Source organism: Pseudomonas sp. NPDC090208 (genome assembly GCF_044746785.1).
Lineage (GTDB): Bacteria > Pseudomonadota > Gammaproteobacteria > Pseudomonadales > Pseudomonadaceae > Aquipseudomonas.
Window position 1 is genome coordinate 241,330 of the sequence record NZ_JBIVCU010000007.1, and the last position, 23,704, is coordinate 265,033.

Below are 23,704 nucleotides of genomic sequence, written 5' to 3' on the forward strand. Positions count from 1 at the left end.
CTGCCCGGCGACCCGGGCAGCTGATTTTTTCGCTTACTTATCCTGCGCCTTGACGGTCTTGCTGAGGAACTGGTCAATCAAGCCTGCAATCTCGTCGGGCTTCTCGTCCAGTGCAAAGTGCCCTGCGTCCAGTACATGCACTTGCGCCTTGGGCAGGTCACGCTGATAGGCTGCGGCCTCGGCCACCTGGAACGACGGATCGTATTTGCCCCACACCACCAGCGTCGGCGGCTGATACTCGCGCATCCAGGCCTGCCACTTCGGATAACTGGCGACGTTGGTGCGGTAGTCGTAAAACAGATCGCTCTGGATATCGGCCTGCCCCGGTTGATTCAGGAAGGCGAACTCGTCAGTCCACAGATCCGGGTTGAATGCCTCGGCATTGGGGCTCGCGCCGACGTGACGCTGCTTGGTGGTGGCGAAGGAGAAGAAGGTCGCACGCAGGCCGGCTTCGTTGGCCTCACGATTGGCCCAGAACTCGCGACGCTTCTGCCATAACGGGCCAAGTCCGTCTTCGTGTGACACTGCGTTCTGCACGATCAGCGCCTGCAATCGTTCCGGATGATTGACCGCCATGCGGAAACCGACCGGACCGCCGTAGTCCTGCACCAGCAACGAATAGCGCTTCAGCCCTAGCGCCTGGGTGAAGTCCTGCATCACATCGGCGAGTTTGTCGAAGGTGTAGGTGAAGGTCTTGGGATCCGGCGCATCGCTGTGGCCGAAGCCCGGATAGTCCGGCGCCACCAGGTGATAGTGCCCGGCCAGGCGCGCCAGCAACGGATCGTACATCCGCGACGAACTGGGGAAGCCGTGCAGCATCAGCAGCGTTGGCGCATCGGTCGGCCCCGCTTCACGATAGAAAATATTCAGGCCATCGACATTGATCGAGCGATAGGAAACAGACGTCTGCTGCATCGAATACCCTCCCGACTCGGCCGCCTGGGCGGCCCCCGGCATCGCAACACCCAGCGCGCACGCAAGCGTGATCGTGGATAACAGTTTCATGGTGGCAAGCCCCCCGTTTTCAGAATAGAGAAATTCCGCAAACCCGACACCGGCGCACAATGCGCTGCCCTTTTTTGTCAGCAGGGTTCGCCACGCAACTTGCGCATGACCGGGTGTTCGAGAAACTGAATTAGATCACGGTACTGAATGTGCCAACCCACACGATTGTATGCCTGCGTATCCCGAACAGACCAGATACATTCCCATACAAGGGCTATATATCCTCAGCGCGGATGAGTTATTCAACATTGATTTGAAGACTGCATGACTTGCCAGGCATGTTTCAGTGCATTAACACCTTCTGCCCCTAATAGCCGCAAGCGATAAATCGCATTTATTAAGTGCAAAGCAATATATGGCAAAACTGGCGCGATAGCCAAACTGCCACCAACATTGGGTGCAGCCGATGTCTTGCGGGCGGCGCGCTGCGCGTGGGGGCCGTGCCGGGGAGTTGCTCGATGCAGTTATCCAATGGGGGATCCAACAGGTACATCGGACTAGTCAGGTGACGACTTGTTTAAGGGGCAAACAGACACCTTCAACGACTCATGATTCCAGTGTCATGGCGAACGGAATGAATTGAAGTAACAGGCCTACAATCAGCGACCCGCCGACTGCACTCATCCAGCGATATAGAAAGAACTAGAACGGCACTGGCGATATTGAACTGACGAGGCAGCCTTTCGCATTAGGGACGGAGGGTAAAAGCCGGAAGATAAAAGAGAGTGGTGTCCCAGGCGAGGTTCGAACTCACAACCTTCCCCTTAGGAGGGGGATGCTCTATCCAATTGAGCTACTGAGACACGATGCCAACGCTCTGAACCGCGCCAGCGAACGGCGAGCATGTTAACGGCAAGTCGTTGTTTTGTCATGTTGTCATTGCCGTTTCAGGCTGTAGGCCGTCAACACCGTGACGACAAGGAGGATCACGTCATGCAAATTGCAAGACTGCACATTGACATCATTGCAAAGTGCAATCCAACGGGCTTGAAAAAATCTCTCAACCTATTGTTTTTATTGATCTTTTTTCGATTTGTCGATTGGCATGCAGGCTGCATTACCTACCTTCGTGCGACACCCTTCAAAAACCAACTCCAAACGAAGGTATCCGAGATGAACATGACCCTCTCCCTGTTGAATGCCGCAGCCCTGGTGGCGCTGATCGCCTTTCACTTTCAGGATGGTACCCGGACCGAGAGCGTCGCCGTTCAGGCTCAACCTCACTATCTGATCAAATCGGCGCCGCGTTATGCCGCAATGCCTGCCCAGCATGCAGAGACCATACTGACCACCGACAACGACGAGGCGGTCACGGTCGATCGCTCCGAGCGCTGGGTATTTTGAATCCGGGCCTCCCACGCATCAGCATCCACTTTCGATCTGTCCCTTGAGAATTTCCATGTCCAAAGCCGCTTTGTCCTTTCTGATTCTGGCTGTCATGGCCATGGCCGCTGCCCGCTTGCTGCCCCCTACAATGGCCGCGACAGGCACCTGTTTCGAGATTGCAGCCGGGGTTTTCGCCAGCCTGTTCGTGGTAGCGCTGGTGGTTGGCCGGCGGATCAAATTCGATCCTGTACTGCGTCAGGCCAAGCCTTGATACCTACCTGACACACAGCTGATATGCTTTTTTTAACGCCATCTGATACGGTCTCGCCGCCAAGCCATTGCAGCAGAGATACGCCTCGAACCGACCCTTCGTCTCTTTCTTGATCGGTTTCTCGAAATTTTTTGCAGACCCCTCTACGCTGAAGACAGATAGCCATCATGGCGCAAACCCGCGTGCCACGCGGCTATCGATCGGATCGACGGCGGTCGGGAACTTTGCAAACCAGAACGCATTTCTGATAATTGGTGCTGGCTAAACGCCTTTATCTAGTTCAATATTTGTCACAGATTTGACGCCAAGGATCCGACGTATTGATGCATGATGGCGGACCTTTATGTTGGCCGGTGGAACATTTTGCCAAAATGACAGTCAGACGATGACATCTCGCGGCCTGATGCACGAACCGCCTACTCCTTTGAACTAATTCGGTTAAATATATGAGCCCTATGAAACAGGCCAATTATTCCAGTCGCACCGCTGACAAGTTCGTTGTCCGTCTCCCTGAAGGCATGCGTGAGCGCATTGCGGAAGTCGCCAAGCAGCATCATCGCAGCATGAACTCCGAGATCATCGCTCGCCTGGAGCAAAGCCTGATTCAGGAAGGCGCTCTGGGTGACGAGCCTAGCCTGCGTCTGGACAGCCCGGAGCTGTCCCTGCATGAGCGCGAATTGCTGCAGCGTTTCCGCCAGCTCGCTCATCGCCAACAGAACGCACTGGTTTCGCTGATCGCCCACGACACCAGCCTGGCGAACGACGACGAATAAGTCGCGACGCCAGAGACGCAAAAGCCAGCCCTGAGCTGGCTTTTTTGTGACTGTCGTTTCAAGCCTGCAGTGTTAAGACCACCCGCCCGAAAACAAAAAACCGCCGGTAAAGGCGGTTTTTGTGTTTCGGTGCGGCGCTTCTTTCAGAGCAGAAACAACGTCGCGAGACCCAGAAAGATGAAGAACCCGCCACTGTCGGTCATGGCGGTAATCATCACACTGGAGCCCATGGCCGGGTCGCGACCGAGGCGTGCCAGGGTCATAGGGATCAATACCCCCATGAACGCCGCCAGCAGCAAGTTCAGGGTCATGGCAGCGGTCATCACCACCCCCAGCGACCAGCTGTGGTAGAGCAAGTAAGCCACCACACCGATCACCCCACCCCAGATCAGTCCATTGGCCAGCGCAACGCCCAACTCCTTGCGCATCAGCCTGGACGTGTTGCCAGTGCTGACCTGGTCCAGCGCCATCGCGCGAACGATCATGGTGATGGTCTGGTTACCCGAGTTACCGCCGATACCCGCCACGATCGGCATCAATGCCGCCAGCGCCACCAGCTTCTCAATGGAGCCTTCGAACAGACCGATAACCCGCGAGGCGATAAACGCCGTGATCAGGTTGATCGCCAGCCAGGACCAGCGGTTACGCAGCGAACGCCAGACCGACGCGAAGATGTCTTCTTCTTCGCGCAGACCGGCCATGTTGAGCACTTCGCTTTCACTTTCCTCACGAATCAGGTCGACCATTTCGTCGATGGTCAGACGGCCGATGAGCTTGCCGTTCTTGTCCACCACCGGCGAGGAAATCAGGTCGTAACGCTCGAAGGCCTGGGCCGCCTCATAGGCTTCACCGTCCGGGTGAAAACTCACCGGGTCGCTGGCCATGACTTCCGAGACCTGCTTTTCAGGATCGTTGACCAGCAAGCGCTTGATCGGCAGTACGCCCTTGAGCACGCCGTCGTAATCGACAACAAACAGTTTGTCGGTGTGGCTTGGCAGCTCCTTGAGCCGGCGCAGATAGCGCAGCACCACTTCCAGGCTGACGTCTTCGCGGATGGTGACCATCTCGAAGTCCATCAGCGCGCCGACTTGCTCTTCGTCATAGGACAAGGCCGAACGAACGCGTTCGCGCTGCTGGCTGTCTAGCGCTTCCATCAGCTCGTGAACGACGTCGCGCGGCAGTTCCGGCGCAAGGTCGGCCAACTCGTCGGCGTCCATCTCCTTGGCGGCGGCCAGCAGTTCGTGATCGTCCATGTCGGCGATCAGCGTCTCGCGCACAGCGTCGGAAACTTCGAGCAGGATGTCACCGTCACGCTCGGCCTTGACCAGTTGCCAGACCGTCAGGCGGTCTTCCAGCGGAAGGGCTTCGAGAATATAGGCGACGTCGGCAGAGTGCAGATCATCGAGCTTGCGTTGCAGCTCGACCAGATTCTGCCGGTGAACAAGGTTTTCAACGCGGTCCTGATGCTGGCCTTCCTGACGATGGGTCAGGTCTTCCACCACACGCTGGCGCTGCAGCAGGTCGACAACCTGCGCCAGGCGATCCTGGAGGCTGTCCTGCGTTTTCTTTACTTCAATTTCGGTCATAGGCGAACTCCACTCCCAGCAGTGGACCACGCCGGAAGATCAATCAGTCGATTCTTGATTGGTAAAGCTTAATTCTGAGTTGCTACTGGGTAAGTCCATGGAGGTATTCCACAAGCCCCGGCGGGGCTGACGGGCGCAATGATACACCGCTTGCCGGGGCTTCATGTTAAAAATTCAACGCGGAACAATCGCTTGCAACACAATGTTAAGCATCGTCCGAGTCGTTACTGCTACGACGTCACATCCGGAGAAGAAAACACGCTCGCCCGAAAAATTTCATGCCGCTAGTCTGCCTCGACCCCGTCAAGGAGGACGCGCTCATGCCGTTGGACATCCGCAAAACCGTTATTACTGCCCTGCTCTGCCTGCCCGCCTGCACATGGGCAAACACCGTCAATCGTTGCGAGGACGAGCGCGGCCATATCACGTTTACCACCTTGAGCTGCCCGCCGGGCCAGAACCTGAAACAGCACAGCGCCTATAACGCCCCGCCTGGAACACGCCTGCCCGCCCCCACGCTGCAAAACGATAGGCAACCCGTACCGCAAGACAGGGAATTGGTCATCGTCGGCCAGCGCGATGACGGTTGCGGCAACGTATTGAATGCGGAGCAGCGCCGTCGAGCGATCATCAATCAACAGACGCCTGCGGGCATGACCCGTCGCGATGTCGAAAGCCTGCTGGGCCGACCGGACAGAATCGTCGACCGCAACGGCGAGCGGAGGTACATCTATGAAGAAAAGAAGGGACGCAGCAGACAGGTAACGTTCGATCAGAACGGCTGCGTAAAAGGCAAACCGTAGAAAGACAAAAGGCCCGCATTTGTATGCGGGCCTTTCATTTTATGGTGCACTCGACAGGATTCGAACCTGTGACCGCTCGGTTCGTAGCCGAGTACTCTATCCAGCTGAGCTACGAGTGCAGGTGGCGCTTTTTAAACCAGTTCACCTCTGGCTACCGCATTTTACTTCTGGAAGTGAGTGGTACTTCCGAAGACCTGTTGAAGCCAGGCTCTTTCTAAAGCAGCTATTTGTATTACTACAAACAACGCTTAAATGGTGCACTCGACAGGATTCGAACCTGTGACCGCTCGGTTCGTAGCCGAGTACTCTATCCAGCTGAGCTACGAGTGCATTTGTTGCCGCGCATTATAGGCCGTTTAATCTCTTTGTCAATCACTTTTTCTAGTAAATTCAACAACTTACAGAAGAAGCCAGATTACAACGTACTACGCAAATAATGGCGGAGAACGGGGGATTCGAACCCCCGACACCCTTTTGAGGTGTACTCCCTTAGCAGGGGAGCGCCTTCGGCCACTCGGCCAGCTCTCCGCAACACGGGGCGTATAATAACCACCCTTTTCCCCGTTTGCAAACCAAAAATTCAAATAAAATTAATGGCTTGGTTCCTGGTCCTTCTCTTTCTTGATGCGCAGGTAAATCTCTTCACGGTGAACAGCGACTTCCTTGGGCGCATTGACCCCAATCCGCACCTGATTACCTTTGACGCCAAGCACGGTCACGGTGATTTCACCGTCACCGATAATCAGGCTCTCCGCGCACCGACGAGTCAGAATCAGCATACCTATCTCCTCACGCCTTACATTCAGGGACAACAGTCTGCACAACCAAAAGGCATCGGCCCGAGCCAGCATCAGCAGCAGGTCCACGCCTGAGTATTGACTAGCGCCGGAAAAAAAACAGTTTTCTTGCGCACGTCAGAAACAAGAAGGGCGCGGCTTGCACCGCGCCCTTCTCTATACAACGCTTACTCGCCCTGGCGGGGCGCGTCGAGCTCGAAGGCGGTGTGCAGGGCGCGCACGGCCAGCTCCAGGTATTTCTCTTCGATCACTACCGAAACCTTGATTTCGGAGGTGGAGATCATCTGGATGTTGATGCTCTCTTTGGCCAGTGCTTCGAACATGCGGCTGGCAACGCCAGCATGGGAACGCATGCCGACACCGACGATGGAGACCTTGGCGATCTTGGTGTCGCCGATCACTTCACGTGCGCCGATCTCGCTGGCGGTCTTCTGCAGCACGCTCAGCGCCTGGTCGTACTCGTTGCGATGCACGGTAAAGGTGAAGTCGGTGGTGTTATCGTGCGCAACATTCTGCACGATCATGTCGACTTCGATGTTCGCGGCACTGATCGGGCCGAGGATCTTGAAAGCAACGCCTGGAGTGTCCGGGACGCCACGAATGGTCAGCTTGGCCTCGTCACGGTTGAAGGCGATGCCAGAAATGATCGGCTGTTCCATGGATTCCTCTTCATCAATGGTAATGAGGGTACCCGGACCCTCCTTGAAGCTGTGCAGCACGCGCAGCGGGACGTTGTACTTGCCGGCGAATTCCACCGAACGGATCTGCAGCACCTTGGAACCGAGGCTGGCCATTTCCAGCATCTCTTCGAAGGTGATCTTCTCCAGACGCTGTGCCTGAGGCACGACGCGCGGGTCAGTGGTGTAAACGCCGTCGACGTCGGTGTAGATCTGGCATTCGTCAGCCTTCAGAGCCGCCGCCAGTGCCACGCCGGTGGTGTCGGAGCCGCCACGGCCGAGCGTGGTGATGCTGCCGTTTTCGTCGACCCCCTGGAAACCGGCGACCACGACCACACGACCTTCCTTCAGGTCAGCGCGAATCTTCTGGTCGTCGATCTGCAGAATACGCGCCTTGTTGTGCGCGCTGTCAGTCAGGATGCGTACCTGATTGCCGGTGTAGGACACCGCAGGCACACCACGCTTGATCAGCGCCATGGCCAGCAGGGCAATGGTCACTTGTTCGCCGGTGGACACGATCACATCCAGTTCACGCGGAACCGGCTGGTCGCTGATCTGCTTGGCCAGGTCGATCAGGCGGTTGGTTTCACCGCTCATGGCCGACAATACGACCACCAGATCATCACCCGACTCGCGGAATTTTTTCACTTTGTCGGCCACCTGCTCGATGCGCTCGATCGAGCCCACGGAGGTGCCGCCAAATTTCTGTACGATTAAAGCCATCTCAAAGCCGCCTCAGCCCGTGAAGGGCGCCCGTTAAACATTCCAACCGCGAAGCGCCGAAGCCCGCAGTGCGCGGGCTTCGGTGGGTCGGCTTAAATTCCCTGTTCGGCGAACGGCACAGCCAGTGCCAGCGCTGCATCCAGTCCGGCAGCGTCAACGCCGCCACCTTGCGCCATATCAGGACGACCACCGCCTTTACCGCCGACGGCGGCAGCCGCTTGCTTCATCAAATCACCGGCTTTGAGTTGGCCAGTCAGGTCCTTGGTGACGCCTGCCACCAACACGACCTTGTCTTCATGCACACCGCCGAGCAGGATCACTGCGCGGCCGAGTTTGTTCTTCAGCTGGTCGACCAGACCCAGCAGCGCCTTGCCATCCTGACCGTCGAGACGGGCAGCGAGGACCTTGGCGCCCTTGACGTCCACCGCCGTGGCCGACAGATCGTCGCCCGCAGCGCTGGCCGCCTTGGCCTGCAGTTGTTCCAGCTGTTTTTCCAGCAGGCGATTGCGTTCCAGGACAGCCGACAGCTTGTCCAGCAGGTTGTCGCGGTTACCTTTGACCAGGCCCGCGGCTTCCTTCAGTTGTTCTTCGGCGTTGTTCAGGTAGGCCAGCGCCACGGCGCCGGTGACCGCTTCGATACGGCGCACGCCGGAAGCCACGCCGCCTTCGCTGACGATCTTGAACAGCGCGATGTCGCCGGTACGGTTGGCGTGGATGCCGCCGCACAGCTCGACGGAGAAATCACCGCCCATGCTCAGGACGCGCACGCTGTCGCCGTACTTCTCGCCGAACAGCGCCATCGCGCCTTTCTGCTTGGCGGTGTCGATGTCGGTTTCTTCGGTTTCGACCGCAGTGTTCTTGCGCACTTCGGCGTTGACGATGTCTTCCAGGGCCTTGATCTGCTCCGGCTTGATCGCTTCGAAGTGGCTGAAGTCGAAACGCAGACGCTGACTGTCGACCAGCGAGCCTTTCTGCTGAACGTGATCACCCAGCACCTGACGCAGCGCAGCGTGCAGCAAGTGGGTAGCCGAGTGGTTCAGCGAAGTGGCCTTGCGCACGTCGGCAGCGACTTCGGTCTGCAGCGCAGTGCCGACCGACAGGCTGCCGGCGACCTGTACGCCGTGGTGCAGGAACGCGCCGCCGGTCTTGGTGGTGTCGCGCACGTCAAAACGCGCAGCGCCCGCCTGAAGGAAACCGCAGTCGCCGATCTGGCCGCCGGATTCGGCGTAGAACGGGGTGCGATCGAGGATCACGACGCCCTCTTCGCCTTCGTTCAGTTGCTGGACCGATTGACCGTCCTTATAGATAGCCACGACCTTGGCTTCGCCGTTGGTCGCGCTGTAGCCGGTGAACTCGGTGTCCACGTCGACCTTAACCAGGGCGTTGTAGTCCATGCCGAAAGCGCTGGCGGAACGCGCGCGCTCGCGCTGGGCTTCCATCTCGCGCTCGAAACCTTCCTCGTCGAGGGTCAGGTTGCGCTCGCGGGCGATGTCGCCGGTCAGGTCCATCGGGAAACCGTAGGTGTCATACAGCTTGAACACCACTTCACCCGGCACCACGCTGCCCTTGAGTTCGGCCAGATCCTGTTCAAGGATCTTCAGGCCCTGCTCCAGGGTCTTGGCGAATTGTTCTTCTTCAGCCTTCAGTACGCGCTCGATGTGCGCCTGCTGGGATTTCAGCTCTGGGAAGGCTTCGCCCATCTCGGCGACCAGGGCCGCGACGATCTGATAGAAGAAGCTGCCCTTGGCGCCCAGCTTGTTACCGTGACGGCAGGCACGACGGATGATGCGACGCAGCACGTAGCCACGGCCTTCGTTGGACGGCAGCACGCCGTCGGCGATCAGGAAGCCGCAGGAACGGATGTGGTCGGCCACGACTTTCAGCGATGGCTGCGCATCGTTGCTGCAACCGATGGCCTTGGCGGCGGCGGCCAGCAGGCTCTGGAACAGGTCGATCTCGTAGTTCGAGTGCACGTGCTGCAGGACGGCGCTGATACGCTCCAGGCCCATGCCGGTGTCCACCGACGGCGCTGGCAGCGGGTGCAGCACGCCGTCGGCAGTGCGGTTGAACTGCATGAAGACGTTGTTCCAGATCTCGATGTAGCGGTCGCCGTCTTCTTCAGGCGAGCCCGGCGGGCCACCCCAGATGTCGGCGCCGTGGTCGTAGAAGATCTCGGTGCAAGGACCGCACGGGCCGGTATCGCCCATGGTCCAGAAGTTGTCGGAAGCGTACGGCGCGCCTTTGTTGTCGCCGATGCGGACCATACGCTCGGCCGGCACGCCGACTTCCTTGGTCCAGATGTCGTAGGCTTCGTCGTCGGTGGCGTAGACCGTGACCCAGAGTTTTTCCTTGGGCAGGTTCAGCCACTTCTCGGAGGTCAGGAAGGTCCAGGCGAAGGTGATCGCGTCACGCTTGAAGTAGTCACCGAAGCTGAAGTTGCCCAGCATTTCGAAGAACGTGTGGTGACGAGCGGTGTAACCGACGTTTTCCAGGTCGTTGTGCTTGCCACCGGCACGCACGCATTTCTGGCTGCTGACGGCACGGGTGTATGCCCGTTTTTCCTGCCCCAGGAAGCAATCCTTGAACTGGTTCATGCCTGCGTTGGTGAACAGCAGGGTCGGGTCATTGCCCGGAATCAAGGAGCTGGAGGCTACACGGGTGTGGCCTTGCTCTTCGAAGAAGCGAAGGAAGGCTTCACGGATTTCTGCGCTTTTCATAGGTTCTTCCACGGGAACTGCGACCGGAGGCACATGCAAAACGTCACTCGACGTTACGACGGCAAAGGGCCGCATTATATAGGCGTTGTACGCGTGGTACAGCGTGTTTATTCAATAGAAACCGGCAATTGGATTATCGGTCGCCACTCAGGCACCAAATTCGGCAAAGGCCGCGACCACCTGTTCCAGCTGCGCGGCCGACACATCCAGATGCGTGACCATGCGCAGACGCGACGCCGCACTCAGCACGATGCCGCGCTCGGCGCAGAACGCCTTGAGCGCTTCGGCACGCTCGCCGATCTGCACGTAGACCATGTTGGTGTGCACCGGCTCGACACTGAAACCCAGCTCGCCCAGGGCCTTGCCGAGGAATGCCGCGTTGGCATGGTCGTCGGCCAGGCGCTCGACCTGATGTTCCAGCGCGTACAGCCCCGCCGCCGCCAGCAGACCGGCCTGACGCATGCCGCCACCGACCATCTTGCGCAGACGGCGGGCCTTGGCGATCAGTTCGACGGAGCCGCAAAGCACCGAACCGATCGGCGCACCGAGGCCCTTGGACAGGCACACCGACACCGAATCGAAATGGCGAGTGATCTCGCGGGCATCTACACCCAGCTTGACCGCCGCGTTGTACAGGCGGGCGCCGTCCAGGTGCAGGCCAAGGCCCTTCTCCAGCGTCAGTCTGCGCGCGGCGGCCAGATAGTCCAGCGACAGCACCTTGCCTTGCATGGTGTTTTCCAGCGCCAGCAGGCGGGTACGGGCGAAATGGAAATCGTCGGCCTTGATCGCCGCCGCCACGTGCGCCAGATCCAGCGAGCCGTCAGCCTGGTTGTCCAGCGGCTGCGGCTGGATCGAGCCCAGCACCGCCGCGCCACCGCCTTCATATTTATAGGTGTGCGCCTGCTGGCCGACGATGTATTCGTCGCCGCGCTCGCAATGGGCCATTAGCCCGAGCAGGTTGCTCATGGTGCCGGTCGGCACGAACAGCGCGGCGGCGAAACCCAGACGTTCGGCCAGCCAGGCCTCCAGACGGTTGACCGTCGGGTCCTCGCCATACACGTCGTCGCCCAGCGGCGCACGGGCCATGGCCTCGCGCATGCCGGCGGTGGGTTGGGTCACTGTGTCGCTGCGCAGATCGATTACCGTCACGATGAAGCTCCCTCTGAATAGTCCGAACCCCAGTTCTAAGGCCGGGAAACAGGATAATCAAGGCATTGGCCGGTAATGCCAAGCCGTGCTTATAAGAAAAAGTCATCACGACTGTCAGAAACTGTCCATGCGCATTCTGAAAATCTGTGTTACAAACTGCACGCCGACGAATATGCCGTCGGCAACGTTCTCAGGGCGGGGTGCGATTCCCCACCGGCGGTAATGGCGCGCAATGCGTCTAGCCCGCGAGCGCTCCGGTTGACCGCAAGGCAGCAGGAGGTCAGCAGACCCGGTGTGATTCCGGGGCCGACGGTCATAGTCCGGATGAAGAGAGAACGGGACTGGTACCACAGGATCGTCTTGCGCGTGAACGGGTGTTGTCGCCCGAAAACCGTGTCCAACGTACCCTGGCATTCCCATTCGATCCAAACGCCCTGTTTTTTAATTAAACAGGAGTCAGAACAGATGCAACCTACCGCCATTCACACTCACGAGCGTATCGCCTTCATTCAAGCTTGCTGGCACAAAGATATCGTTGATCAGGCCCGTAAAGGCTTTGTCGCCGAGATGGCCAACCATGGCTACGCCGAGAGTGACATCGACTTTTTCGAAGTCGGCGGCGCCTTTGAAATTCCCCTTCACGCCAAACTGCTGGCCAAGACCGGCCGTTATGCCGGTGTCATCGCGGCCGGTCTGGTGGTGGATGGCGGGATCTATCGTCACGAATTCGTCGCGCAGTCGGTGATCAGCGCGCTGATGCAAGTGCAGCTGGAAACCGAAGTGCCGGTGTTCTCGGTGGTCCTGACCCCGCACCACTTCCATGCGGGTGAAGAGCATCAGAAATTCTTCTTCGACCATTTCGTGCACAAGGGTCAGGAAGCGGCGAAGACCTGCGCCGATACCCTGAGCAAATTGCGTGCGGTGCGTCGCCTGGCTGAACCGCAGAAAGCGGCGAGCTGAGGCATAGCACATTGTAGGAGTGAGCTTGCTCGCGATTGCGATTCTGCCATCACCACTGTTGCAGCTTATTCACCGCGATCGCGAGCAAGCTCACTCCTACAAGGATCACAAGCCAGTTACGCCAACCCATCCGTCGTCGTCGGCACAATCAGAATCCCTGCCCGCAAGCCGTTCTTGACCCTCGGGTTGGGGAAGATGATCCGAGCGCCCTCTTCTTCCACCACCCAGCGTGAGTCGGCCAGGTCTTCGGCCAGCACGTAGCCTTTATCCAGCACCGTGAAGTTTTCGATGTCAGCCGGCAGATGCAGGCGGAAGGCGTCGCTGTGTTTGATGATTTCCCGCGCCACGCTGAACAGTTGCAGGCCGTCGAGCTGTTCGTGCTCGTCCGGCTCGTTTCCGCTGATCAGCTGTTCGAGGCAGGTTTTCAGACGGGTCAGGTTGACCTGCTGGTTCTGCCCGAACGGGCGCGCCTTGCCCAGCTCCAGCGTGAAGGCCTCGGCATCCAGCTTGTCGTAGGTGTAGGCACTGAAAACGATGGACGACTTGTTCTGCAGCAGCACCGCTTCCATGCCAGCGGCGCGCAGACGGGCCAGCTCACGGCGGGAGTGCTGACGCCCCTGCTTCCAGGGATACAGGGCAAATTGCTCGATCTTGGAACCGCGAATCGCCGTGTGCAGGTCGTAGTGCAGTCGGTAGCGTCCCGGCAGGCTGAAGAAACTCGCCGCCAGCCGCTCCAGCTCACAGGCCCGCAGCGCTTCATTGCCGCCCGCCTGTTCGTGCCGGCCATTGAACAGCCGGTTGACGTCATGTTCGACGTAACGCTCGCCGCGACGCATGGCTTCGGGATTGCCGAACAGGAACAGGATCCGTGCGCGAGGCTTGAGCTCGCCACGGGCAATGGCGTGAATCAGCTCGTCGAGCAGTTCGATGGGCGCGGTTTCGTTACCGTGGATGCCTGCCGAGAGCAACAGATCGGTGCCGTTGTCACGGGCTTCCGGCGGCCGGACTTCCAGCGCGCCCTCGGCCAGCCAACGCATGCGCACGCCTTCGACAGTCAGTTGAGTTTTTTCGGCGGGTTCACGCCCCGCCAGGGTCAGTTCAAGCAGTTTGCCGAGGGCGAGCATAGCGAGAGCTCCTGCAAAAGATCGGTACCAAAATCCGGCGAGCGATGCCGTGATCTTAGTCGTGATTGCAGTCCGGGCCATGCACGTGGTCGTCGTCCTGATCCGCCGGCTCCATTTCCAGCTCCAGGCTGACCATGTTGGTCGCCATCGGGCGCATCAGCAGGTTGGCGTATTCGGTGTCGCCTTCCTCGACGTCGACGCCGATCAGCAACTGGCCACGGCCATCCGGTTGAATCCAGACCTCCTTGCCCTGCCAGATCACGCAAAAGCGCGTGCAGGAGGTTTCCAGCTGGGTGCCGTCGGTGTCTTCAAGGATCAAACGCAGGGCGTCGGTCATATCAAAAGCTCTCTTTATAAAAAACAAAACATCGCGGCCTGACGCCGATACGAAGTCAGGCGCGATGTCCAGGGCGTCTCAATTGATCTGGAAAGGATAGACCGAGCCCAGCTTCAGGTGCTGCGTCAGTTCATCCAGTGCGGTACGGCACTCGGTCAGCAGTTGCGGATCGGCCAGATCGCTTTCGCTCAGGCGGTCGCGATAGTGCTTGTCCACCCACTGGGTCAGGGTGTCGTACAGCGGCGCGGTCATGATAACCCCTGGATTGACCGCCGCCAGTTCTGTTTCATTCAGCGCCACGCGCAGACGCAGACAGGCCGGGCCGCCGCCGTTCTGCATGCTCTGCTTGAGATCGAAGACCTTGACCTCGCGGATCGGGCTTTCATCCGCGATCAGGCGTTGCAGGTAGTGCCACACGCGGTCGTTGCTGCGGCACTCCTCGGGAACGATCAGCAGCATCGAACCGTCGGCCCGCGACAACAGCTGGCTGTTGAACAGGTAGGAACGCACCGCATCTTCGACGCTGACTTCGGTGCGCGGCACGCAGATCGCCTGGAAACGCCCGCCACGACGGTTCAGCTTGTCGTGCAGCTCGCTGAGCAGGTGCTCGGTATTGAGGAAGGCGTCCTCGTGATAAAACAGCACTTCGCCATTACCTACGGCGATCACGTCGTTGTGGAACACGCCCTGATCGATCACTGCCGGGTTCTGCTGGGCGTAGACCACGCCGTCATCGCTCAGGCCATGCAGACGAGCGACGGCTTGCGATGCTTCCAGGGTCTGCCGCGCCGGGTATTTCTGCGGGGCCGGAAAGCGCGTGTCGAACGCGGCGCGACCAAACACGAAGAACTCCACGCCCGCTTCACCGTAGCTGCGGCAGAAACGCGTGTGGTTGGCTGCCCCTTCGTCGCCGAACTGGGCCACCGCCGGCAGCGCCGCGTGGTGGGCGAAATGCTGCTGATCGGCGAACATAGCCCCCAGCACGCGGCTGGTGGTCGGGTGTTCGATGCTGCGGTGGTATTTGCAGTTGAGGTTGGCCGCCGTGAAATGCACACGACCGTCGGCAGTGTCGGCACTCGGGCTGACCGTAGCGGCGTTGGCCACCCACATGCTCGACGCCGAGCAACTGGCAACCAGCAGCGGCATGGCTTCTTTCGCCGCCCGCGCGATGACTTGCGCGTCGGTGCCGCTGAAGCCCAGCTTGCGCAGGCCAGCGATGTCCGGACGCTCCTGCGGCGCCAGTACACCCTGAGTGAAGCCCAGCTCCATCAGCGCCTTCATTTTCGCCAGGCCCTGCAGCGCCGCTTCGCGCGGGTTGGACGATTGCTGGCAATTGCTCTGCGACGCCACGTTGCCGTAGGACAACCCGCCGTAGTTGTGGGTCGGCCCCACTAGACCGTCAAAGTTGACTTCACAGGATTTCATCGGTGAGGCTCCGTGGATCTGTTTTTATAAACATCAATGTCGTGTACACCGCGATCACTGTGGGAGCCGGCTTGCTGGCGAATGCGTCAGGCCAATCGATATGGGTGCATCTGAACTGACGCGTTCGCCAGCAAGCCGGCTCCTACAGGTCGAGCGCAAGCCCGCTCATTACATCGTGATACCCGGCGTCAGACTCGCCGGCAACGCCAGCGTGCCAGTCTCCAGCGACGCCACCGGGTACGCGCAGTAATCTGCTGCGTAGTACGCGCTGGCGCGGTGGTTGCCCGAGGCACCCACACCACCGAACGGCGCGGTACTGGCGGCGCCGGTCAGTTGCTTGTTCCAGTTGACGATACCGGCGCGGCTTTGCAGCCAGAACTGCTGATAGCGCGCTTCGGAGTCCGACAGCAGCCCCGCTGCCAGGCCGTACTGCGTGGCGTTGGCCTCCTCGATGGCGGCGTCGAAATCCGCATAACGAATGACCTGCAACAGCGGCCCGAAGAACTCTTCATCAGGGCGATCACTGACCGCCGTGACATCAACGATCCCCGGCGTGAGCAGCGCGGCACCGGCCTGAGGCTGGGTCATTTCCAGCAGCGCCTGACCACCGTTGGCAATCAAGTGCCGCTGGGCGTCGAGCAGCGCTTTGGCCGCTGCCAGAGAAATCACCGAGCCCATGAACGGCGCTGGTTGCTGATCGAAGGCCCCGACCTTGATGGTCTTGCTCACCTCGACCAGCCGCGTCAGGAAGGCATCGCCCCAGCCGCCCTGGGGCACCAGCAGACGGCGGGCGCAGGTGCAGCGCTGGCCGGCGGAAATGAACGCCGACTGGATCACCGTGTACACCGCCGCATCGACATCGGCGACCTGATCCACCAGCAACGGGTTATTGCCGCCCATTTCCAGGGCGAGGATCTTGTCCGGGCGCCCGGCGAACTGCTGATGCAGCGCATTGCCAGTGCGGCTGGAGCCGGTGAAGAACAGACCGTCGATGCCGCTGTTGCCCGCCAGCGCGATGCCGGTTTCCCGCGCGCCTTGCAGCAGGTTGATCACACCAGCCGGCAGGCCCGCTTCGATCCAGCATTGCACGGTCAGCTCGGCGACTTTGGGCGTCAGCTCGCTGGGTTTGAACAGCACGGCGTTGCCGGCCAGCAGTGCCGGAACGATATGACCATTGGGCAGATGGCCCGGAAAGTTGTAAGGGCCGAACACCGCTACCACACCGTGGGGTTTGTGCCGCAACACGGCGATGGCGTCGCCCAGCGGGCCGCTCTTTTCGCCGGTGCGCTCGCGGTAGCTCTGAATCGAGATCGCTACCTTGTTGACCATGCTGGTCACTTCCGTCGCCGATTCCCACAGCGGCTTGCCGGTTTCTTCGCCGATGCAGCGGGCGATTTCGTCAGCGCGGGCCTTCAGCCTTGCAGCAAAGGCTTCCAGCACGGCGATGCGCTCGTCCAGCGTACGCGTTGCCCAGGCCGGAAAAGCCTGACGTGCAGCCTTCACCGCCGCGTCGACCTGAGCCGCCGAAGCGCCCTTGCCCGACCACACAACTTGCTGGCTGACCGGGTTCAGCGATTCGAGCGCCTCGCCCTGCCCGTCCAGCCAGGCACCGCCGATATACAGAGTGCTCATCAGACAGCCTCCCGCGCCGGGGTCAGCGGCACTGCACGCACCTGATCGCCTGCCGTCAGACGCAGGCGCTTGGCGGTTTTCGGATCGACCACCAGAGTACCGGCAGCCAGACGCGCCGGGGCGGCGGTCACGCGGCAGTCTTCACGCTTGCGGTTGTGGATCAGGAACGGCGTGGCGTCGTCACCCGGCGTGCCGACTGCCAGCACCAGCGCCTGGCTGTCGCGCACCGCGCGGATCTTCGAGGTTTCGCATTCGATGGCCGGGCCAGCGTCGAAAATGTCGACGTAACCCTGATAGCTGAAGCCCTCGGCCTTGAGCATGGTCAGTGCCGGCTCGGTGCTGGTGTGCACGCGACCGATGACATTGCGCGCCGCTTCCGAGAGGAAGCAGGTGTACAGCGGGAATTTCGGCATCAGTTCGGCGATGAACGCCTTGTTGCCGACGCCGGTCAGGTAGTCGGCCTGGCTGAATTCCATCTTGAAAAAGTGCCGTCCCAGGCTTTCCCAGAACGGCGAATGGCCCTGCTCGTCGGACATGCCGCGCATGTCGGCAATGATCTTGTTGCCGAACAGCTCGGGGAATTCGGCGATGAACAGCATGCGCGCCTTGGACAACAGGCGGCCGTTGAGGCCGCTGCGGAAATCGCTGTGCAGGAACAGCGAGCACAGTTCCGAGTTGCCGGTCAGGTCGTTGGCCAGGAACAGCGTCGGGATTTCGCGGTAGATGTTCAGCTCGCGGGAAGCGCTGACGGTCAGCCCCACCCGATAGTTGTACCAGGGCTCGCGCAGACCGACGGCACCGGCAATGGCGGAAATGCCCACCACGCGGGCATCGTCGTCTTCCAGCACGAACAGGTAATCGGTGTCGCCGCGCCCGGCTTCGCCGCGAAAGGTCTTCTCGGCCCAGCCGACCCGGTGCGCCAGCCGCTCTTCGTTGGCCGGCAAGGTGGTCAGGCCGGGGCCAGTGCTGCGCGCCAGGTCAATCAGCGCCGGCAGGTCACTGCTGCGTACGGGACGAACGATCATGCTTTCTCCTCAAGCCAGCGTCTGCGGACACCGACGAACTCAACGGTCATACCGCAACGATGCGCACGCTGGCGCCTTCACCTACACCCAGCGCCTCGGCGGCGGCCAGACTCAATGTCACCGGCTTGCCGGGCACCCAGTCCAGTTCCAGCATCACCGCGCGGTAGTCCTGCAACTGGCCGTTGGCAACCAGATAAGGCCGCCCGCCCTTGACCGCATCGCCGCTGTTGGCGGTGTCGATCTTCACCGGCACCACCCGGCTCTGGGCAATCGAACGGATGCTCGACACACGCGCATGCAGGGTCGGGCCGCCGTCGAAGATGTCGATGTAATGGTCGGTCTCGAAGCCTTCGCGCATCAGGATGTCGAAGGTGATCTGCGCCCGTGGATGCACCTGGCCCATGGCTTCCTGGGCGGCGTCCGGCAGCAGCGGCACGTAGATCGGGTAATGCGGCATCAGTTCGGCGAGGAAGGTGCGGCTCTTCAGCCCGCACAAACGCTCGGCCTCGGCATAGTTGAGGTCGAAGAAGTTGCGGCCGATGGCATCCCAGAACGGCGAATCGCCATTTTCGTCGCTGTAGCCGACGATCTCGGTCACCACCGAATCGGCGAAGCGCTCGGGGTGGTTGGCGACGAACAGCAGGCGCGCACGGGAGTTGAGTTCGGACCACAGGGTGCCGACCAGATCAGGCACCACGTAGAAACTGGTCAGCAGGCTGTTGCCGGTCAGGTCGTGACACTGCGACAGCACGTGGATCTTGTTGTGAATCTTCAGCTCGCGGGACGCATGCACGAAGGTCTCGTTACGGAAGCTGTAGAACGGCTCGGAATAGCCCGCCGAGGCGACAATCCCGGAGCAGCCGACCAGACGCCCGGACTCAGTGTCTTCGAGCACGAAGAAATAGGTTTCTTCACCGTTGAAACTGACTTCGGCGGCGAACGACGCCTCGGAAGCCGCGATCTTGTCGCTTAGCCGTCCGGCGTCATCCGGCAGGGACGTGACACCAATCGGGCTGTCCGCCGCGAGGCGTTGAACCTCGACCAGATCAGCCATTTGCGCGGGGCGCATCACCAGCATGGTGTCACTCCTTGAAAAACGGGCCGGTCATCTCCGGCACAAGAAAAATAAAAAAACATAACCCCAGCCGATCCCTTGTGGGAGCCGGCTTGCTGGCGAACGGCGGAAAGTCATCCAGCACAACGGTGACTGACCCGACGCATTCGCCAGCAAGCCGGCTCCCACAGGGTTATCGCATGGCTGCTCAGACCTTGGTCAGCTTCGCCACCGCACGCTCGAAACGGTTCAGGCCTTCTTCGATGTCGGCATCGTCGATCACCAGGCTTGGTGCGAAGCGCACCACGTCGGGACCGGCTTGCAGAATCATCACGCCTTCGTGTTCGGCGGCGTTGAAGAAGTCCTTGGCCTTGCCTTTCCAGGCGTCGGTCAGCACGCAGCCGATCAGCAGGCCCATGCCGCGCACTTCGCTGAACACGCCGTATTGCTCGCCGATCTTCTCCAGGCGGGCCTTGAACAGGTCATGCTTGGCGTTGACGCCGTTGAGCACTTCCGGGGTGTTGATCACGTCGATCACTGCCTCGCCTACCGCACAGGCCAGCGGGTTGCCGCCGTAGGTGGTGCCGTGGACGCCGACCGACAGGTGCTTGGCGAGTTTTTCGGTGGTCAGCATGGCGGCCATCGGGAAGCCGCCGCCGATGCTCTTGGCGCTGGAGAGGATGTCCGGGGTCACGCCGTAGTGCATGTAAGCGAACAGGTGACCGCTGCGGCCCATGCCGCTCTGCACTTCGTCGAATACCAGCAGGGCGTTGTGCTCGTCACACAGCTTGCGTGCGCCTTGCAGGTATTCCAGTTCGGCTGGCAGTACGCCGCCTTCGCCCTGGATCGGCTCCAGCACCACGGCGCAGGTCTTGTCGCTGACAGCGGCTTTCAGTGCATCGAGGTCGTTGTACGGCACGTGGGTGATGCCGGTGATTTTCGGGCCGAAACCGTCGGAGTACTTCGGTTGACCGCCAACGCTGACGGTAAACAGGGTGCGGCCGTGGAAGCTGTTCAGGGCGGCGACGATTTCATACTTCTCGGTGCCGTACAGGTCGTGGGCCACGCGACGGGCCAGCTTGAAGGCGGCTTCGTTGGCTTCGGCGCCGGAGTTGCAGAAGAACACGCGGTCGGCAAAGGTGGCGTCGACCAGCTTCTTCGCCAGGCGCAGGGCCGGCTCGTTGGTGAACACGTTGGAGACATGCCACAGTTTGTTGGCCTGTTCGGTCAGCGCGCCGACCAGTGCCGGGTGCGCGTGGCCCAGTACGTTGACCGCGATGCCGCCGGAGAAATCGACCAGTTCGCGTCCCGACTGATCCCAGACCCGCGAGCCCTTGCCGCGCACAGGAATGAAAGCGGCTGGGGCATAGTTGGGGACCATTACCTGGTCGAAATCGGCACGTTGCACCGGAACTTGCTCAACGGACATCGGAGTCTCCTGAAGAGGAACGCCTGCCGGGATCTGGCAAGCGATGGAAGGATTGTAAGGACTGATTTCGGGCTGTCCTTGTCGCCAAGCGACAACTTCTTATAGCGCCAAACCAGCTTTTTCCGGGGTTGTCGGCAATGCGACAAATTGCTTCGGAAAGGCGCAGTTTAAACGTTGAGAGGGGGTTGTAGCAGCGTCCTGTCGATTTGATTTCTGCTGTCGGCTTGTCCCGCGCTCAACTGTAGGAGCGCGCTTGCCCGCGATCGGCGAGGCACTCGTCGTAAAACCTGCGCACGCGGTGTGTCTGATGGATTGCTGATCTGCTAACGCAGCCCTGTTTCGCCTCACGGCGAGTTACGCGGATTTTTGTAGGAGCTGGCTTGCCCTGCGAGCGGCGACGCAGTCGTCGTAAAATCTATGCACTCGGTTTGTCTGGTCTGACGCTGTAGCTGCTAACGCAGCCTGTTTCGCCTGGCGGCGAGTTACTTGGAAAAGCCCCAAGTAACCAAGGGCTCTCTACCCCGCCATACGGTGCCTCGCTTTGGCTCGGCATGCCCTCACTCCGGCGACGCTCCGTGGGCACGCCGCGAATGGGCCATCTATGGCCCACGCGGCTCTCGCGGCATCCATGCCGCTCGGCGCCACTACGCATCACCTGCGTTCGGCCTTATGGGACGGGGCCCCAACATCAAAAGCCAGATCAAAAACCAGATCAAAAGCCGGCGTAACACAAATTCCCCGTGGGAGCGGGCTTGCCCGCGAAAGCGGTCTTGAGATCACCACCGCCGGCAAGCCGGACTGCTACGGGGCGGTGTTGCGCCATCTGCTTTTGATTCTGGCCGAAGGCCGTGGGAGGGAGCTCTGCTCTCGATGGCGTCAGCCCAGACACCCTCGCTTCAACTGACACGCCGCTATCGCGGGCGAGCCCGCTCCCACAGGGTGTTGTGATGACCCCGACTTGCCCGCTACAGAACAGAAGCTGAATTCACCCGCGCTCGGCAGGCACCGAGGACAGTTCGAACGGGCTGCTGCTGCGGCGCTGGTTGCGGTCTTCGCGGGGGGTGGCGCCGAAGAAGTTGCGGTAGGCGCTGGAGAAGTGCGGGCCGGAGGAGAAGCCGCAGGACAGGCCGATCTGGATGATCGATTTGCTGGTCTGCATCAGCATCTGCCGCGCCTTGTTCAAACGCAGTTCCAGGTAATACTGGCTCGGCACACGATTGAGGTATTGCTTGAAGATACGCTCCAGCTGACGACGGGACACGCAGACATGCTGGGCGATTTCGTCGGTGGTCAGCGGTTCTTCGATGTTGGCTTCCATCAGCAGTACGGCCTGGGTCAGCTTCGGATGGCTGGAGCCCAGACGGTTCTGCAACGGAATGCGTTGACGCTCGCCACCCTCGCGAATCCGCTCGACCACCAGCTCTTCCGACACCGCACCAGCCAACTCGGCGCCGTGATCCCGGGCCAGCACGGCAAGCAACAGGTCCAGCACCGACATGCCGCCACAGGCGGTCAGGCGGTCGCGGTCCCAGTCGAACAGGTGGCTGGTGGCAATGACTTTGGGGAAGCGCTCGGAGAAGTCGTCCTGCCAGCGCCAGTGAACCGCGGCGCGATAACCGTCCAGCAAGCCCAGTTGCGCCAGTGGATAGACACCCGCCGACAGCCCGCCGATCACGCAGCCTGCGCGCACCAGTTGCTTGAGCGCCCCACCCAGGGCCGAAGACATCGTCGCCGGTGGCTCGTCGGCCAGCAGAAAGACTTTCTGGCAACCTTCCAGACGCCCCGTCCACGGCTCACCCGGCAGTTGCCAGTCGGCGCCTTCCAGTGGCGGTTCGGCCTGCAGGAACGACAGTTCGTAGACCACTTCCGGATGCACACGCTGAGCGACCCGCAAGGCTTCCTCGGCCAGCGCCAGGGTCAAGGCTTTGGTGCCGGGCCAGATAAGAAATCCGATTCTGTGGGCAGTCATGGCGTGCAATCCGAAACGTGTCGCTGTTAGGGGTCACACGGCAGGCGTGTGATGTAAATCTGTTGCGTACGGTTCATGTCGGCGGTTTGAGTGACGCGCAGCATGAACTGTTCTGAAACAAAACGCACCGTTGACGAAAGCGCCAATCGTTACTTCAAGCTGCCGGACAGGAACTGCTGCAGGCGCTCGGATTTCGGGTTGACCAGCACTTCACGCGGGTCGCCGCGCTCTTCGACCAGGCCCTTGTGCAGGAAAATCAGCTGGTTGGAAACTTCACGGGCAAAACCCATTTCGTGGGTGACCACGACCATGGTGCGACCTTCCTGAGCCAGGGTCTGCATGACCTTCAACACTTCACCGACCAGCTCGGGGTCGAGCGCTGAAGTCGGTTCGTCGAACAGCATGACTTCAGGCTCCATCGCCAGCGCCCGGGCAATCGCCACGCGTTGCTGCTCGCCACCGGACATATGGCCCGGATAGGCATCCTTGCGGTGGGCCACGCCGACCTTGTTCAGGTAGTGCTCGGCCTTTTCCAGCGCCTCTTTCTTCGGCACGCCGAGCACATGGACCGGCGCTTCGATGATGTTTTCCAACGCGGTCATGTGCGACCACAGGTTGAAATGCTGGAACACCATGGACAGCCGCGAGCGCATGCGCTGCAACTGTTTAGGGTCGGCGGCCTTGAGCCCGCCGTCCTTGTTCGCCACCAGTTTCAGCTCTTCGTTGTTGAGCAGAATACGGCCGGACTTGGGCTGTTCCAGCAGGTTGATGCAGCGCAGGAACGTACTCTTGCCCGAGCCGCTGGAGCCGATGATGCTGATCACATCGCCCGCCTTGGCGGTCAGCGATACGCCCTTGAGCACTTCGTGACTGCCGTAGCACTTGTGCAGGTCCTGGACTTCCAGTTTGTTCATGATGTCGG

Annotated in this window: 20 protein-coding genes, 4 tRNA genes and 1 riboswitch; of the genes, 5 read left to right on the forward strand and 19 right to left on the reverse strand. The window is 60.4% G+C overall.

Annotated elements, in window-relative coordinates; all coding sequences use genetic code 11:
• Nucleotides 1–33 precede the first annotated feature (33 nt).
• Both ACIPL0_RS14425 and ACIPL0_RS14430 read right to left on the reverse strand, forming a co-directional pair.
• Entirely contained in the window at nt 34–915 is an 882-nt protein-coding gene (locus ACIPL0_RS14425) for an alpha/beta fold hydrolase (RefSeq protein WP_400597203.1), read from the reverse strand.
• A gap of 816 nt (nt 916–1,731) precedes the next feature.
• A tRNA-Arg gene (locus tag ACIPL0_RS14430) sits at nt 1,732–1,808 on the reverse strand.
• A 130-nt stretch (nt 1,809–1,938) separates the two neighbouring features.
• On the opposite strand from ACIPL0_RS14430, the gene ACIPL0_RS14435 reads away from it, so the two are divergent.
• From ACIPL0_RS14435 to ACIPL0_RS14445, 3 genes are all read left to right on the forward strand, one after another.
• Nucleotides 1,939–2,349, forward strand: a complete 411-nt coding sequence (locus ACIPL0_RS14435) for a hypothetical protein (protein ID WP_400597202.1) — start codon at nt 1,939–1,941, stop codon at nt 2,347–2,349.
• Nucleotides 2,350–2,404: 55 nt separating this feature from the next.
• Complete coding sequence (locus ACIPL0_RS14440) at nt 2,405–2,602, forward strand: PA3371 family protein (RefSeq protein WP_400597201.1); 198 nt, start codon at nt 2,405–2,407, stop codon at nt 2,600–2,602.
• Nucleotides 2,603–3,048: 446 nt separating this feature from the next.
• Nucleotides 3,049–3,375: an Arc family DNA-binding protein gene (locus ACIPL0_RS14445; RefSeq protein ID WP_093464019.1), complete on the forward strand. Its 327-nt coding sequence runs from the start codon at nt 3,049–3,051 to the stop codon at nt 3,373–3,375.
• A 143-nt stretch (nt 3,376–3,518) separates the two neighbouring features.
• On the opposite strand, the gene mgtE is transcribed toward ACIPL0_RS14445, so the two are convergent.
• A complete protein-coding gene (mgtE, locus tag ACIPL0_RS14450) occupies nt 3,519–4,961 on the reverse strand; it encodes a magnesium transporter (protein ID WP_400597200.1) in 1,443 nt (480 codons plus the stop codon).
• 320 nt (nt 4,962–5,281) lie between these two features.
• On the opposite strand from mgtE, the gene ACIPL0_RS14455 reads away from it, so the two are divergent.
• Nucleotides 5,282–5,764 carry a DUF4124 domain-containing protein gene (locus tag ACIPL0_RS14455; RefSeq protein WP_400597199.1) on the forward strand — a complete coding sequence of 161 codons (483 nt, stop codon included), beginning with the start codon at nt 5,282–5,284 and terminating at the stop codon, nt 5,762–5,764.
• 42 nt (nt 5,765–5,806) lie between these two features.
• On the opposite strand, the gene ACIPL0_RS14460 is transcribed toward ACIPL0_RS14455, so the two are convergent.
• The 7 genes from ACIPL0_RS14460 to ltaE all read right to left on the reverse strand — a co-directional run bounded on the left by ACIPL0_RS14460 (nt 5,807) and on the right by ltaE (nt 11,827).
• A tRNA-Arg gene (locus tag ACIPL0_RS14460) sits at nt 5,807–5,883 on the reverse strand.
• A gap of 134 nt (nt 5,884–6,017) precedes the next feature.
• Nucleotides 6,018–6,094, reverse strand: a tRNA-Arg gene (locus tag ACIPL0_RS14465).
• A gap of 107 nt (nt 6,095–6,201) precedes the next feature.
• A tRNA-Ser gene (locus ACIPL0_RS14470) sits at nt 6,202–6,292 on the reverse strand.
• 62 nt (nt 6,293–6,354) lie between these two features.
• The gene (csrA, locus tag ACIPL0_RS14475; protein ID WP_020290522.1) at nt 6,355–6,543 is read right to left on the reverse strand and encodes a carbon storage regulator CsrA; all 189 of its coding nucleotides are present in this window, start codon (nt 6,541–6,543) and stop codon (nt 6,355–6,357) included.
• Between the two features lie 185 nt (nt 6,544–6,728).
• Nucleotides 6,729–7,961, reverse strand: coding sequence for an aspartate kinase (locus ACIPL0_RS14480; protein WP_400597198.1), 1,233 nt, complete (start codon nt 7,959–7,961; stop codon nt 6,729–6,731).
• 92 nt (nt 7,962–8,053) lie between these two features.
• Nucleotides 8,054–10,678, reverse strand: a complete 2,625-nt coding sequence (gene alaS, locus ACIPL0_RS14485; protein ID WP_400597197.1) for an alanine--tRNA ligase — start codon at nt 10,676–10,678, stop codon at nt 8,054–8,056.
• 147 nt (nt 10,679–10,825) lie between these two features.
• Entirely contained in the window at nt 10,826–11,827 is a 1,002-nt protein-coding gene (ltaE, locus tag ACIPL0_RS14490; protein ID WP_400597196.1) for a low-specificity L-threonine aldolase, read from the reverse strand.
• Between the two features lie 182 nt (nt 11,828–12,009).
• A riboswitch (FMN riboswitch) is annotated at nt 12,010–12,168 on the forward strand.
• 124 nt (nt 12,169–12,292) lie between these two features.
• Between ltaE and ACIPL0_RS14495 the strand changes: the two genes are divergently transcribed.
• A complete protein-coding gene (locus ACIPL0_RS14495; protein ID WP_400597195.1) occupies nt 12,293–12,787 on the forward strand; it encodes a 6,7-dimethyl-8-ribityllumazine synthase in 495 nt (164 codons plus the stop codon).
• A 116-nt stretch (nt 12,788–12,903) separates the two neighbouring features.
• On the opposite strand, the gene astE is transcribed toward ACIPL0_RS14495, so the two are convergent.
• The 9 genes from astE to ACIPL0_RS14540 all read right to left on the reverse strand — a co-directional run bounded on the left by astE (nt 12,904) and on the right by ACIPL0_RS14540 (nt 23,696).
• A complete protein-coding gene (gene astE, locus ACIPL0_RS14500; protein ID WP_400597194.1) occupies nt 12,904–13,911 on the reverse strand; it encodes a succinylglutamate desuccinylase in 1,008 nt (335 codons plus the stop codon).
• Between the two features lie 55 nt (nt 13,912–13,966).
• Nucleotides 13,967–14,248 carry a topoisomerase II gene (locus tag ACIPL0_RS14505; protein WP_400597193.1) on the reverse strand — a complete coding sequence of 94 codons (282 nt, stop codon included), beginning with the start codon at nt 14,246–14,248 and terminating at the stop codon, nt 13,967–13,969.
• Nucleotides 14,249–14,326: 78 nt separating this feature from the next.
• The gene (gene astB, locus ACIPL0_RS14510; RefSeq protein WP_400597192.1) at nt 14,327–15,673 is read right to left on the reverse strand and encodes an N-succinylarginine dihydrolase; all 1,347 of its coding nucleotides are present in this window, start codon (nt 15,671–15,673) and stop codon (nt 14,327–14,329) included.
• A 168-nt stretch (nt 15,674–15,841) separates the two neighbouring features.
• Nucleotides 15,842–17,308 (reverse strand): succinylglutamate-semialdehyde dehydrogenase, encoded by a 1,467-nt coding sequence (gene astD / locus ACIPL0_RS14515; RefSeq protein WP_400597414.1) that lies wholly within the window; start codon nt 17,306–17,308, stop codon nt 15,842–15,844.
• Nucleotides 17,305–18,330: an arginine N-succinyltransferase gene (gene astA, locus ACIPL0_RS14520; protein ID WP_400597191.1), complete on the reverse strand. Its 1,026-nt coding sequence runs from the start codon at nt 18,328–18,330 to the stop codon at nt 17,305–17,307. The genes astD and astA overlap by 4 nt, the downstream gene beginning before the upstream one ends.
• A gap of 46 nt (nt 18,331–18,376) precedes the next feature.
• Nucleotides 18,377–19,408, reverse strand: coding sequence for an arginine/ornithine succinyltransferase subunit alpha (gene aruF / locus ACIPL0_RS14525; RefSeq protein WP_400597190.1), 1,032 nt, complete (start codon nt 19,406–19,408; stop codon nt 18,377–18,379).
• A gap of 184 nt (nt 19,409–19,592) precedes the next feature.
• Nucleotides 19,593–20,813, reverse strand: coding sequence for an aspartate aminotransferase family protein (locus ACIPL0_RS14530; protein ID WP_400597189.1), 1,221 nt, complete (start codon nt 20,811–20,813; stop codon nt 19,593–19,595).
• Nucleotides 20,814–21,798: 985 nt separating this feature from the next.
• Complete coding sequence (argR, locus tag ACIPL0_RS14535) at nt 21,799–22,782, reverse strand: transcriptional regulator ArgR (RefSeq protein WP_400597188.1); 984 nt, start codon at nt 22,780–22,782, stop codon at nt 21,799–21,801.
• A gap of 149 nt (nt 22,783–22,931) precedes the next feature.
• Nucleotides 22,932–23,696 carry an ABC transporter ATP-binding protein gene (locus ACIPL0_RS14540; protein ID WP_400597187.1) on the reverse strand — a complete coding sequence of 255 codons (765 nt, stop codon included), beginning with the start codon at nt 23,694–23,696 and terminating at the stop codon, nt 22,932–22,934.
• Nucleotides 23,697–23,704: the final 8 nt, after the last annotated feature.